The sequence below is a fragment of the Methanobrevibacter cuticularis genome, from assembly GCF_001639285.1.
GTDB lineage: Archaea > Methanobacteriota > Methanobacteria > Methanobacteriales > Methanobacteriaceae > Methanobaculum > Methanobaculum cuticulare.
In genome coordinates this window covers 1-15,000 of record NZ_LWMW01000084.1, presented here as the reverse complement: position 1 = coordinate 15,000, position 15,000 = coordinate 1, and the positions used below count along the sequence as shown (strand labels likewise).

The following is a 15,000-nucleotide window of genomic DNA, read 5'->3' as shown; positions in this document are numbered from 1 at the left end:
TTTTTCACTATCTGTAGTAACTATTGGCATGAAAACATTTAAAAAAGATTCAAAAGCTCCAGCATCTAAGGAACGTTTTTTTGAAAAATGATATATTTCATCTAATAGCTTCACTTCAGCATTTTTGGCACAAACTGGAAGTCCCATTTGACTCATAATTGATATTTGCCCAATGGTTTCTAGTAAAGTAGTTTTTCCTCCACTATTTGCACCGGTAAGTAATGCAACATTTTGAGGATAGCTAAGATCATAATCTATTCTTTGTATATGATCTCCCTTTTCAAGTCCTAACTCTAAATGAAGGGCACCTTCTAATTTGAATTCATTAGCTATTTTTGCAGGCATTAAATCATATTCATATGCAAAACTGCCTAATGTAAATTCATAATCAAATTTTAAGGTTTCTTTAACCTCTTGCTCAGCTAAACTTTTAATACTAGCTAATTGACTAGCTGCAGTCACTTTTTTATCAAATATATTATTCTCTTTTTTTGAACTTTCCATTAATTTGATTCTTTCAATTTCTTTTTCATCAATTTCAAGAGGATACTTTTTTAAGAATGGATCGAAGTCAATACCAGTTTCCTCCTTTATAGAGATCTTTCCTTTCTGAATAATCTCTTCAAATATTTTTTCTATTTTTGGAGGGAAAGAGTTGTTTAAAAGATCAAGAACTTCATCTCCTTCAAGATCAATATTTTTAATAGATTCTTTAATCTCTTTATCTAGAGTCTCTTTTATAGAATTAACAACCTTTTCTAAGTCAACATCTTGTTTCTTTAAAGAATTCACTTCTTCTAATAGGGGAGGTATGTCTTCTAAAATGGTTTTTTCATTGAGTATTTTTCTAATTTCTCCTACTTTTTTAAAAAGACCCTGATTTGCATTAAAATAATCTAGAATTATTTCTGGAACAATTTCATGTTCCGGAGCTTCTTTGTTGATCATTATTAGATTACTCATTTCACCAATATCTAGAAAACCTTCTGAATAAACATAATAAACTAATTCATATCCTCTTATTTCTTCTTCTATCATGGATGAAGAAGCATTGATTATAGTATAGTATTGATTCAATCCAATGTCAATCAGATAATCTCCGTCTTCATCTGTTTCTACTAGAATAGCTTTACTAGGATCATATTTTGGTTTAACTTGAACTGGAAGCTGTAAATTTTTCATCAATCCTCTGAGTTTGATGATAGGTAGTTTAGAAACTTTTTCCTTAGCTTTCATCACAGACATGACTTGTTTTTCAATAGCTAACTTGTCTTTACTTGGTGAAAGGAGCAAAATTCTATTTTCAGCATACTTTGTATTTGAATAGGCTATCATCTTTTGGATGATTTCTTCATATAATTGTACAGCTCTTTCACTTTTTAAAAATTTCTGTGTGGGATTTCCTAATAGCTGATTCATTATTTCAATAGCTTTTCTTTGACTTATTCCTTCGATGGAGGTTATTTTCTCTAAATCTAAGTCCTGAACAATCTTTTTTAATTTTTCTTTTCCACCAACAGCTTTAAGAATTTTTTCAGATAATCTATCCCCAATTCCTTTGATTTCTTGCAAATCAACTTGTTGTCTGACTTTTATTTGTCTTTTATCATTCATATAATACTACCTAAACTATATATTATCTTCGTGTTTCATCAGCTTTTATTAATTCTCATCTTTCACATTTATTAATTTCTTATTAATAATTTCTTTAACTGTTCTATTATTCTATTAATTAATTAATTATATTATCATAATATTATACTATTAATTAAGAAACACTATTTAAAAGATTTATTTAAATTATTATTTTTATATATAATCTAGTTTCACAAAGAGCATTTGAAAAGTAAATAAAATATTATCTATTATTTATAAAATTTTTTTATTCTTTATAATTTTCATCTTTCTCATTATTGTTAAAAATAGCTTTAGAATATAGTTTTCCAATCTTTTCTACATATTCCATAGGTTTCCATCTCATATCAATTGCAAAATTTTTGATACCCATTGATTTTATGTTAGGGATATCATTTATTAAAGAAAGAGGTTGATGATTAAGGATGATTATTTCATTTTCATCACCAATGTTTTTAACAGGATAATATTTATCTTTAAAATCATTTAGGTAAATATTAATGTTTTCATAATCAATGTTACTATCAGTGGCTATTTTTCTAATGAATTTTTCCTGTTTCTTTGAAATTAAGGCATTTCTACTTATGCTTGATTCAATATGTCCAAAAACAATAAGTTCTAAATTGGGGAAAGTATTACACATACTCAATGGATAGCTATTAGTTAGTATTTCTAAATCTATTTTTGATAACTCTGGAGATAAAGTTAATAAATCAAAATCCTGGAGATTTAGGATAGTTTCTATATTGTAAACATTTAATGGATAAGATCCATAGACAGAAACACCATAATTTTCTTTTAAATAGCTGTTTACTCCAAGAAGGCTAGTCATTATGTTTATTTTGATGTTTAATTTTTTTAATATTCCAACAATTTTTATTAATCTTTCTTTTATATCTTTATGCCCTATATCTGGCCATTTCCATACTATTTCATAATCCTGATCTTTAGAAATAGCTATTGCTTCTTTTATAAAGTTTATATAATGGCTAGTATCATCTCTTGGAGGTATCTCTAAATACACACGACTATAATTAGTCTCAGTACTGTTAATATTTCTTAATACTTCTAAATCATTTAAATAAATTGATAATGAATGTTTATTGATAGTATTATCATGATTTCCGTTATCATTATTATTCTTTTCAATATATCTATTGTTATTTTTGAGGTTATGATTATTTTCAATATATTTATTGTTATTTTTGAGGTTATGATTATTTTCATCATATTTATTGTTATTTTTGAGGTTATGATTATTTTCAATATATTTATTGTTATTTTTGAGGTTATGATTATTTTCAATATATTTTATAAATTTTTTAAGATTCTTTTTAGAAATCTTTAAATCATCTTCATTGGGTTTATAACTATTAACAATATTAATTTTTAATTTTCTGAATAATTCTCTTCTTAATTCGTTTATTTTACTAATTGGAGAGAATAGATTCTCATTATATTTAATTTCAACATTTTCTATATAAAAAGGAAGGTCACCAATTTTCAATAGCTGTTTTTTTAATTGTTCTTTGGTAATAGGTTTGTTTTTAGCTATTTCCCAAGAATTTTTTCCTTTTACAATAGCTTCAATTTTTTCCCCATTGGTTAATAATGTACCTTTTAATATAGGATAATTTTCTGAATCAATACTAAATTTTAGAGATATAATTGATTTTCTAAAGCTTTGTTTAGATTTGTTATTTAAGATACTCTCGGTATCTTGAGTTATTTTTCTTCTTTTTGTTAAATAGACATTGGATCCATTAGCTATTTCAATATTGATTTTTTTATTTTCTCTTATTTTCTTAATGGTTAAAGTCCTTTTTTTAGGGTTTTTTGGATCTTTTTTTAAATTAGGATTTACAGATATTTCTAATCCATATTTATCATTTTTATTTTCTATTAATATTCCATCTCCTTTCTCAGGAATGTTTTTTAAATTAGGATTTAATTCAATAAGTATTTCATTTGTTTTCTTATTGAAATCTTTTACTTTACCGATGAATAGTCCAATATGTCCAGGCTTCTTTCTACTCATTATATTTTCAATATCATCATTTAATAAGTGGCCTCTTGTAAATCCTCGATTAAATGCTAATTTTAAGTTTTCAATATCCTTTGGATTGACATATTTCTTATTTTTAGTGTTTCTTTTTTTTTCATTTTTATTGGAGTATTTTAATTTGTTTAAAGCTTGTCTATAGCTATTTACTACCGTAGAAACATATTCTTTATTTCTCATTCTACCTTCAATTTTTAAGGAATCTACATTCAATTCTAACAATTTTTCCAAATCATTATATAGTGAAAGATCTTTTGTTGAAAGGATGTGATTTTCATTATTTTGATTAGGTATAATAATTTTAGAAGCATTATTTTTCTGATTTTCTTTTTTACTATCCACTTCTTTCTTATCGTATCTAGATTTATCTTCAATAGCTATTTGATATTTCTGTCTACATGGTTGGGCACAAGTACCTCTGTTTCCACTTCTATCTCCATTCATCGATGAAAATAGGCATCTACCTGAATAAGAATAGCAAATAGCTCCATGAACAAATATTTCAATTTCCATTTGATTTTCATGAGCGAATTCTACCATTTCTTTTACTTCAGAAATATTGAGTTCTCTTGGAAGAACAACTCTTTTGATTCCATGTTTTTTTGCCCATTTTAAGCCTTCTATGTTTTGAATGTTCATTTGTGTTGATCCATGGATAACTAGTTTTGGTAAAACATTATTGATAATTCTTACAAGACCAGTATCCTGAATAAGAACTGCGTCAACTCCTATTTTATATAGTTCTGCTAAATATTCAGTCACTTCAGCTATTTCTTTTTCTTTAATCAAAATATTCACAGTAACATAAACTTTTACATTGTACAAATGAGCAAAATCTACAGCTTCCTTAATTTCACTTGAAGTTAGATTTTCTGCATAATGCCTAGCTCCAAATTTCTTTCCAGCTAAGTAAACAGAGCTTGCTCCTGCAAATATAGCTATTTTTAAATGTTCCATAGATCCAACAGGAGCTAATAATTCAGGTATTTTCATAATTATTCCTTTTTTATTGTAATGATTAATATATAATTTCTAAAAGTCTTTTATTTTATTCTTTAAGAATTATTTTATTTTTATTTTCGTATTTAATAATCATATTAATTTTATTTTGTTATTTAATAATTTTTTCATTTTTCTTTTTATTATTCAATAATTTTCTTTTTCTTATTATCTTTATTATTCAATTTCTTATTTAATATTTTTATTATTATTAATAATTTAATTAATAGTATTATTTTAATTTATCTATTATTTATAAGCATTTCCTTAAGGATTTCTGAAAATAGAGGAATTTCTGTAATATTTAGTCAATGGTATAATATTATATCTGTTTAAATAAAATACACATGGAAAATTGAATGATGGACTAAATAGCTTATTTTCATTAATATGATAATTTTACACATTTAAATTTCTTGCAACTGGGTTTAAGTTCTTTAAATGTTAAGGGGGGGGGGGGCAATCTATGGAATTAGTTCTGGTTTGTGTTTTCTTCTTGTTTTGGTATTGAGATGTGTAGAAGTGATATCTTTATATATGGGTAATTACTATAAGTATGTTTGTCCAGTAATTAAGAGTTAATAGTTTAATAGGATACTAACTGTTCTTTAGATGACTAACAAGTTTTTTTTCATTTATTGTTAATGGTATAGTTAGTAGGATGATTGTTAAGCATTTTTTAGTTTTTAAATAATAGCTGGCAGTACATGAATTATATATTTAAATAAAAAATATGGTTTGATATGTTCTTGTATATTATAAAATAAGAATATAGAATCAACATATTTTAGGTTTTTTCACGATTCATAATCATAATGGAGTGTTGATTATTCTAAAAATGCTTAATAGAATATTGATTACTATTAATGGATCGTGAATAACTAATTTAACTAAATAAAAATATTAGAGGTGAATAATGTATAAAAATGAATTTAAGAAATTATCAACATTTTTGATAATTTCCGCAATAATAGCTATGGGCGCTTTTTGTTTAATCGGCACAGCAAACGCAACAGACTATACTATTAATAACACTACAGGTAGTATAAAATTTAATGCAACCAATAACAGTACCTTTACAGATGGAGATACACTGTTCTTAGAAGATGGTGTATACTCAGGAGCAGATAACAAAAATCTCACAGTCAGTAAAAATATGACAATAGCTGGTAAAAACAAAGGTATGGCAATAATCGACATGGAAAACAGTGGACGAGCATTCACAATAACTGCAGGAATCAACCTAACACTGATAAACATAACCTTCATAAACGGAAACCCCACAAGTAATGGTGGTGTAATCACAGCAGGTGGAGCTAACACCATATTAACCATAACCGAGTGTACATTCGAAAACAACAGCGCACCAGCTAGTGGAGCTGTTCATATAAATGGAGCTGGTTCCAATACTACTATCAAAAATTCAATATTCAAAAACAACAAAGCAAATTCTAATAATGGTGCTACAACTATAAATGGAGTTAATAGTACTAGTTTGGTTGATAATTGTACTTTTGAAAACAACACTGCAGGTACTTATTCTAGTGCTTTAGTTATGAATGGAGCTGGTTCTAATAATACATTAAAAAATTCAATATTCAAAAACAACAAAGCAACCACTGATTATGGTGCTGCAAATATGGGTGGAGTTAATAGTACTAGTTTGGTTGATAATTGTACTTTTGAAAACAACACTGCAACTAATTATGGTGCTTTACGAATAAGTGGAGAAGGTTCTAATAATACATTAAAAAATTCAGTATTCAAAAACAACATTGCAAATAATAATTATGGTGCTGCAAATATGGGTGGAGTTAATAGTACTAGTTTGGTTGATAATTGTACTTTTGAAAACAACACTGCAGGTACTTATTCTAGTGCTTTAGGTATTGGTAATGCTGATAGTGATAATATTATTAAGGATTCTGTGTTTGAGAATAATACTGCGTCTAATGATTATGGCGCTATTTTTACTAATGGTGATGGTAGTAATACTGTTTTGGATAATGTTACTGTAGTTGGTAATGCTGCTGGTATTAATGGTGGTGGAATAGGATTTGCTGGTGATAATAATGTGCTTACTATTAAAGATAGTATTATAAGTGATAATAATGCTGTTAAAGAAGGCGGAGCATTATATGCTAATGGTGAAACTCAAACTATTAACATTGAAGGTAGTACTATAGTGAATAATACTGCTAAGATGGGTGGAGCATTAGATATTAATGGTGAAAAAGGTGAAGTCAATATAGATAATTCATTGTTTGAGAATAACTCTGCTACTTCTAATGGTGGAGCAATAGATATCAATAGCGAATTCCATGAGACTAATATTAACAACTCTACATTCAACAATAACTCTGCTAAACATGGTGGAGCAATCAACATCAATGGCGAATATAATAATTTAACAGCTAATAACACTGAATTCAACAATAACAACGCCACAACCAAAGGTGGGGTAGTCAACAATAATGGTGATAATAATATTATTGTTTTGGGTAATTCAACAGCAACTAATAACACTGCACGAGAAAGCGGAGTAATTGCTAATACTGGTGATGAAAACGAAATAACTATAGATAACACCACTTTATCAGGTAATAATGATGGAATAGTAAGTAGTGAAGGTGATGATAACAAAATCGCAGTCGATGGTTCTAGTATAACTAACAATACAGCTGATAATGGATTAATCATCAACAATGGAGACAACAACAATGTAGCTATTAACAACACTAACGCAACCAATAATACAGGCGATATCGTAGCTAATACCGGCAGTAATAATACTGTATCAATTAACAACAGTAATGTAACCGTTAACGCCATTTATGAAACTAACACTGTATTAACTGTTGTTTCAGGTACTGGACAAATCACAATAACAGCAATAGTCATAAAAAAAGACACAGATGAATTATTATCTGGTAAGAAGGTTTATTTCTATGTTAATGGTAAACAAGTAGGTTCAGCAACAACTGATAAATACGGTGAAGCAAGATTCATTTACAAAGTACCAAAAACAGCTAATTACAGTGTTTATGCAAAATCTCAACAAGTAACAATAACCAACTCAACTGGAAAATACCTATTCAAAGAATCGACAACTGTAACAAAAGCTTTAAATGTTAATAAAGCATTAACTCCAACTAAAATAAGAGTAGCTAAAGTTCAAGGAAAGACTGTTAATAAAAAGTCTTACAAAATTTACTATAGACTTTACACAATCAAAAACTATGGCGATTTAACAGGATCACGACAATTCAAAAAATACTTCAAAGCACAACTAAAAAGTGCTGCTAAAAAAGGCCTAGTCTACTTCAACTACAACAAAAAAACTAAACTACTAAAAACACTCGTCAAAAACCTAAAAGCTGGAAAAATAGTAAAAATCAAACTAAAATTCTACAAACCAACAAGAAGATAAACTAAAGACAAAAATAAGCAAAAATTAAACAAGACAAATTATTTTGAGGATAAAATTAATTCTTTCTATCCTCTTTTTTTCTATTTTTATTAAGTGGCAAGGTCATTTCCGAAATTTGGAGTTGTTTAATTTATTTTTTAATTTTTTAATAGTCTTCTATTTTTAATAAGTTTTTAATAGATTCAAAAATAACATTAAGTTTCAGAATAATCTTCTTAAATTAATCAACAAATTAGTAACGTTGGCAAGTAGGCATCAAATTATTTCTTCGTTTAGGAAAAATTATCCCAATAAATCGTTTTTATCAAATAGTTTATAATTAATCTTTTCATCTAATAACTCTTTTAATCTTTTTTTTGTATTTTCAGACCAGCCATTTTCATGAAAAGTACTGAAAATAAGTTTATGTGCACCAATTTTATTATATAAATACTTATATTTCTTTATATCTGCTTCACTGAGTGAATTTTCTTTTTTACATTCTCCTATAACGAAGTCCCCATCAGATATACAGCATATGTCAATCTCCATATATTGAACTTTAGGAAATTTTTTCTCTCTGATTTCAATTTCATTAATATAATGAAAACTTTTACTTTCTTCTTTAATTCTCCCTAAAGTTAATATTGGAACAATCATATCATTATCATAACCTTGATAAATTGTTTCATCCAATTTATAGAACCATTCAGGCTCGACTGAATTTTGTCTCACTAAATGTTTAGAATTATAATATTGAGTTGTTCCACATCTTCGGCACTTAAATTTTGTATTAACATCTTCTATATCATACCATCCAGTATATTTGCATTTTTCACATTTGAAAATAAATCCTCGATGTAAAATATCTTTTTCTATAAAGTCATTGACAATTATATTCATTTCATCTTTTAATAATTCTTTAAAAACACTTAAAGTCAAATATATCCTTTTATCATCATTTAAGAATATCCCTTTCTCTGGAGTTTTAGGATTTTTTTTCAACATAAAATGATTAAAGAGATTTTGATATTTATTATTTTTAAAAAATTTCAGTGTTTTATCTAATGATCCGAATCTTTCAATGGTTTCCCTTTCATAATTACCCTTATCAGAGGTTAAAATTATAAAACCATATTCCTCAAAAATCTTTTCAGCAATGTCAAAAGGCTTTAATAAATTTATATAAGGTTTGATGACATATTTATCAATACTATCACCCATATAAAAAATGTTCGGGCAAAAATATGCTAATCCATTTTTTGAAACTCTTATTTCCCTATTTTTATACAAATGAGCTTCTAATACATCACTCAACACATAATAAGCAGGTAGTTTGTATCTTTCAATATTTACTTCTGTTATCCAATAGTGATTTTCAAAGCTTCTATGATTAAAATTTCTTGGAATAGGCGTGTTTATTCGATTTATACTTTTAAAACCAATAAATTGTTCCCTTGAACAATTATTAGTATTTTCATGTTCATACAACTTGAAAAAATAGGGTAATAAATCATTTAGATTTTTAGAAATACAAAAAGAATCGGAAAATGAGGAAGATTGACTTATTAACCCATCCCTAATCTTTTCCAATTCATTATTTCTTTTTGAAATGCTTGTGAGTATTATATTTTGATGTTTAAAGTCTAGTGGATTCGCTAGTCGAGAAAGGAATCTTAAAATAAGTGAAGTTAAATGAGTATTGAAACTATCTTGCATTGGAACAGGATTCATGCTTTTTGAATTTTCCAATATAGAAATTGGAATCCAAAAAACATCATTTCTTAAGTTCTTTAAGTTATAATAAAAACAAAAATCATCCAAAGAATTTCCCATAACAACTATTGGATCACTATTCCTAACTTTTTTCCTAAATGATTTATCATAGTATTGGTCTAAATTAACCATAGAATAATAAAACGGATAATAATCTAAATTATTCTGGAAATTCTTGGCATTATTAAATACTTTATGAAAATTATCATAAAATCCTGTCTCTACAATATCAATCCCTAGTTCTTTTAATTTTTTACCATGATTATCTGATAATTTACCTAAAACAGAATAAATCATTAATTTAACATGATCTGGACAATTAGAAAATTTGGAATCAAATTTTGGACTATAAATTATGTTTTTTTCAAATTTTGTATTAGAGATTATGTCTGTTAATATAGTTAAAGGATATGATGGATTAAAATTTGGATCTACAGGATTTTTACTTAAATCCCTATTGAAAAAAGGATTCAATCTTTTTAAAATATCTTTTTGCAATTCCTCTGAAATTTCTCTATAATCGTCACGAAAATCACAAGAGTATAAATAATCAGGGTCAAAATGTTCGAGTAAAATCCAGAATTTTTTATCAATAGTTTTTCCATCAGTAGGTATTAAAAGATTTTTTGCACCTCCCCATACCATACTCATTGATTCGATTATTTCAAAACAGTTCTTTTCCCAGTCATCATTTTGAAAGATGAATATAGCGATTTTAGGTGCTCTAAGATTAGTACATACTTCTTTTATTTCAGAAGCGCTTTCATAACATTCTCTATCCATTGTTATCAACAAATTTTAAGCTTTATTTAAATAAAAAATAAATCAGATATTATGTATGATTACTAAAGTTTTTTTTCATTGAAAATCTGTTTTTCATGAAAAAATCTTTCATAATAATTTAAGTTAATAACATTAATATAATTTATTTTAAATAAATTCATATTTAATATTATAATTTATTTTTTATAATATTTTATTTAAATATTTGTGACATTTTTCCTCTGATTTCTTTTTTAATTAATTTTATTAGTAATTTGTATAAATATTTTACAAGTATCCTATATTTTTGATAATATAATATTTTTTCAATAGCTATAAGAAAAATCTAATTAATTATTTAATATTAATATATTTTCATTCAAATATAGAAAGAACTCAAATACTATAAATGAAACAATAGCAAGTTTAGATTAACTAATAAATACTAAAAAACATATATGATGAAAGTGATTAAAGTAAATAATAAAAATTATCATTTAACAGAAACATTACTTTATAAAGGTATAGGTGGGGCAGTCACTGGGGAGTTTTTAGTAGATACTCAAAATGAAACATTATGGGCAAGTTAAAAGACTATTGCAGAAATTTTTGGAACCACTGGGCAGAATATTGCTATGTATTTTGTGAATATTTATGATGATGGGGAATTAATTGAAAATAATGTAAGCATATCTGCCACTACCTTATTTAAAGACCAAAATGAATTTATAAAGGAATCCTTTATAAATTCTAAAAATAGGGGTAGGCCTAAAAATGGTATAATCTTGATGTAATCATATCAGTAGGATATTGTATGAACTCTAAACAGGCTACACAGTTTAGAATATGGGCTATGAATATTTTAAAAGAATATATAATTAAAGGATATGCATTAGATGTTGAATTATTGAAAAAAGGGCCTTGTTTCGGCAAAAATTATCTTGATGATTTATTTGAGAAAATAAAAGAGATAAAGGGTGTCAATAAAACATTTTATATATTTTAGTATAATAATATAATACAATAAGATTTTTTAATGTTAAACATATGGATAAAATAATGGGGATAAACAATGAAAAATAAAAATCAAATAAAATTATTTAACGATTATAAAATAAGGGCTGATTGGGATGAAGAGAAGGAAGAGTGGTATTTTTCAGTTGTTGATGTTGTAGGAGTACTTAGTGAGAGTAAGAACCCTAGAAGATATTGGAGTGACTTAAAAATAAAGCTCAAAAATGAAGGGAGTCAGTTGTACGAAAATATCGTACAACTTAAAATGCTTTCTCCTGATGGTAAATATTATAAAACAGATGTTGCCACTACAGAACAAATATTAAGGCTAATTCAATCAATACCATCGTCAAATGCAGAGCCATTTAAACTTTGGTTGGCAAATGTAGGTAAAGAACACCTTGATGAAATAGCGGACCCTCAATTAGCTATTGAAAGAGCTATAAGTAACTATCGTAAGAAAGGATATAGTGAAAATTGGATTACTCAGAGATTAAAAACAGTAGAGTTCAGAAAAGAATTAACTGCCGAATGGAATAGGGCAGGTGTAAAAGAAGGAGTTGAATATGCTATATTAACTGATGAGATAACTAAAGCTTGGTCTGGATTGACAACAAAAGAATATAAACAATTGAAAAATATTAAAAAAGAAAATCTTAGAGATAATATGAGTGATGTTGAATTAGTATTGAATATGTTAGCTGAAGTTTCAACTACTCAAATATCTAAAGTTGAAAACCCTGAAGGTTTTCATGAGAGTAAAATTGTTGCTAAAAGAGGGGGAAGTGTTGCTCATGATGCTCGTAAAAGTTTTGAAAAACAAACAGGAGGATCTGCTATAACAAGTAGAAATGCTTATGAACCTGAATTATTAGATGTTCAAAAATCAACTAAAAAGAAAAAATAATATTATTAATTAAATATTTAAGTTTTTCCAATGAAAAAACCCTTTAAATTTAATACAAATCATTTATTGTTCGTACTTTTTATGAACAAAATTTTCTAACTATTCAAACACACAAATCAACATATTTAGGACCTTAAAAAAGTTCTAAAAATTCAACACCCTATATTTTTATTATTATTCTTTACTTTTATTTTTTTATTATTAATAATTTAGTTAATAGTGTTATTTTAATTTATCTATTATTTCTAAGCATTTCCTTAAGGATTCCTGAAAATAGAAGAATTTTTGTAATATTTAGTCAATGGTATAATATTATATTTGTTTAAATAAAATATAAATGGAAAGTTGAATGATGGACTAAATAGCTTATTTTCATTAGAAAGATAATTTTTTGTGTTTAATTTTTGTTATGATGGTTTTAAGTTCTTAAAACTTTAAGGGGGGGGGGGGCAGTTTATGGAATTGTATCTAAGTTCTTATTTGTTCGTAAATTAGTAATGGAGTTTGTAGAATTGATATCTTTATATATGGGTAATTACTATAAGTATAATTGTCCAGTGATTAAAGATTAATAGTTTAATAGTATACTAACTGTTCTTTTATGAACTAACAAGTTTTTTCATGTATCGAAACAATAACTTTAGTAGAATTATTAAATATTTTTAGTCTTTTAATTAATAGCTGGCAATCATATGAACATTAATTAAGAAAAAACACGACTCAACATATAAAAAAAGTAATAATTTAATGTTCAAAAAGAGGTGAAAAATATTATGAATAAATTTAAAAAAACATCTGTTCAGATGATATTGCTAGTAACACTTGCATTATTTGTAATGCTTAGTTTACAAGCTAGTTTTGCATCTACTGTTGATGTTAATAATAGTACAAATGGTGGTGGTATTGCTCAAGGTTTAGTTACTGCTAATGATGGTGATACTTTAGAACTTGCACAAGGTAATTACTCAGGTACTAACAATACAGGGGTAGGTATTGGTAAAAATGTGACAATTCGAGGGATTGGACCCACTAATACAGTTATAATTGATGCACAGGGATTAGGAAGAATATTCTCAGTAAACAGTAACTCAACTGTAACATTCATAAATATAACATTCATAAATGGATACAGTAATGGTGATGCTGGAGCAATATATAATGTTGGGTATGTAACTATTATTAATTGTACATTTGAAAATAATCATGCTAATAATACGGGTGGAGCAATAATTGGTAACGTTAATATAATTAATACCAATTTTATAAATAATTCTGCTGCTATCGGTGGAGCACTCCATGTTTCTACTAATTCAAATGTATATATAGTTGATTCCACTTTTATAGATAATTTTGCATCAGTTCATGGGGGAGCAATCAGTACTAATAGTAATAATTTTACTTTAAACAACTGTACGTTTATAAATAATACAGCTTTTACAAATGACACTGGTAGCCATAATGGTGGTGCTATCAATATGAATGGTAATAATTGTATTATAGCTAATTCTACTTTTATAGGCAATGGTGCAAAAAATGGTGGAGGAATAGGTATTGGTTATGGTGCTTCAGGAGATATTATAGATAACTGTACCTTTGTTGATAATTATGCATATGAAGAAGGTGGGGCTATTCGGACTATTGGTAGTAATGATACCACTATAAATGATTGTGATTTCATTAATAATACCGCACCTAATGGTGGAGGAATTACTAATAATGGTAATATAAGTCGTATAGATGGTAATAATTTTACCAATAATACTGTTGGAGATTTTGTTAATAAGGGTAATGCTAACGTTGGTAATAACAACACCATAGGAAATGTTACTAATGATGGTGATTTGTCTGTTAGTGGTGAGAATAATTCTATTGGTGATTTGGTTAATAATGGTAATGCTGATTTAGGCAATAATAATGCTGTTGATAATCTTATTAATGATGGTAATACTACTGTTGGCAATAATAATGAATTAGGTAATGTTACTAATGATGGTGATTTGTCTGTTAGTGGTGATAACAATGTATTAGGTAATGTTACTAATAATGGTGATTTGTCTATTACTGGTGAAAATAATACTATTAATAATCTCGTTGATAATGGTAATACTACTATTGGTGGTAGGATTTATTATCAATCCAATCTTGTTTTATCTATTAGTGTTTCTAAAGATAAAGTAACTATTGTTGTAGTAGCTACAAACAAACGTACTGGTGAAAAGCTTATTGGTGAGGCAATTAATTTCTATGCTAATAATGAGTTAATTGGTTCTGCAGTTACTGATGAAAACGGTATTGCAATATTTACTTATACTGCACCAAATAAAGGAACATACAACATACGTGCTGATTTAGAACAATACAACATTACTAATGCTACTGGAAATTTTACGATCGAAGGATCTAACAATACTGCAAATGCAACTGTTAATGAAACAA

Annotated in this window: 10 protein-coding genes (1 of these 10 only partly in view); 7 read left to right on the top strand and 3 right to left on the bottom strand. The window is 26.8% G+C overall.

The window, feature by feature from the left end; genetic code table 11:
- A protein-coding gene (locus tag MBCUT_RS02355; RefSeq protein WP_067258378.1) for a MutS-related protein crosses the window boundary here: on the bottom strand, window positions 1–1,614 show its 5' portion. 327 nt of this gene lie to the left of the window's left edge; only the first 1,614 of its 1,941 coding nucleotides appear in the window; its start codon is at window positions 1,612–1,614; its stop codon lies beyond the left edge, outside the window.
- A 268-nt stretch (window positions 1,615–1,882) separates the two neighbouring features.
- The gene (locus MBCUT_RS02350; RefSeq protein WP_067258375.1) at window positions 1,883–4,690 is read right to left on the bottom strand and encodes a U32 family peptidase; all 2,808 of its coding nucleotides are present in this window, start codon (window positions 4,688–4,690) and stop codon (window positions 1,883–1,885) included.
- Between the two features lie 447 nt (window positions 4,691–5,137).
- Between MBCUT_RS02350 and MBCUT_RS10730 the strand changes: the two genes are divergently transcribed.
- Both MBCUT_RS10730 and MBCUT_RS02345 read left to right on the top strand, forming a co-directional pair.
- Entirely contained in the window at window positions 5,138–5,278 is a 141-nt protein-coding gene (locus MBCUT_RS10730) for a hypothetical protein (RefSeq protein WP_157082437.1), read from the top strand.
- 334 nt (window positions 5,279–5,612) lie between these two features.
- Window positions 5,613–8,126: a beta strand repeat-containing protein gene (locus tag MBCUT_RS02345; RefSeq protein ID WP_067258372.1), complete on the top strand. Its 2,514-nt coding sequence runs from the start codon at window positions 5,613–5,615 to the stop codon at window positions 8,124–8,126.
- A 282-nt stretch (window positions 8,127–8,408) separates the two neighbouring features.
- On the opposite strand, the gene MBCUT_RS02340 is transcribed toward MBCUT_RS02345, so the two are convergent.
- Window positions 8,409–10,664 (bottom strand): hypothetical protein, encoded by a 2,256-nt coding sequence (locus tag MBCUT_RS02340; RefSeq protein WP_067258369.1) that lies wholly within the window; start codon window positions 10,662–10,664, stop codon window positions 8,409–8,411.
- Between the two features lie 446 nt (window positions 10,665–11,110).
- On the opposite strand from MBCUT_RS02340, the gene MBCUT_RS11670 reads away from it, so the two are divergent.
- The 5 genes from MBCUT_RS11670 to MBCUT_RS02325 all read left to right on the top strand — a co-directional run.
- A complete protein-coding gene (locus MBCUT_RS11670) occupies window positions 11,111–11,233 on the top strand; it encodes a hypothetical protein (protein ID WP_281177922.1) in 123 nt (40 codons plus the stop codon).
- A 45-nt stretch (window positions 11,234–11,278) separates the two neighbouring features.
- Window positions 11,279–11,437 (top strand): hypothetical protein, encoded by a 159-nt coding sequence (locus MBCUT_RS10725; RefSeq protein ID WP_157082436.1) that lies wholly within the window; start codon window positions 11,279–11,281, stop codon window positions 11,435–11,437.
- 20 nt (window positions 11,438–11,457) lie between these two features.
- Window positions 11,458–11,649 (top strand): RhuM family protein, encoded by a 192-nt coding sequence (rhuM, locus tag MBCUT_RS02335; RefSeq protein ID WP_067258365.1) that lies wholly within the window; start codon window positions 11,458–11,460, stop codon window positions 11,647–11,649.
- 66 nt (window positions 11,650–11,715) lie between these two features.
- The gene (locus MBCUT_RS02330; RefSeq protein WP_067258362.1) at window positions 11,716–12,564 is read left to right on the top strand and encodes a BRO-N domain-containing protein; all 849 of its coding nucleotides are present in this window, start codon (window positions 11,716–11,718) and stop codon (window positions 12,562–12,564) included.
- Between the two features lie 773 nt (window positions 12,565–13,337).
- The coding region (locus MBCUT_RS02325; RefSeq protein ID WP_394327048.1) for a beta strand repeat-containing protein at window positions 13,338–15,000 on the top strand (1,663 nt) is incomplete at its 3' end.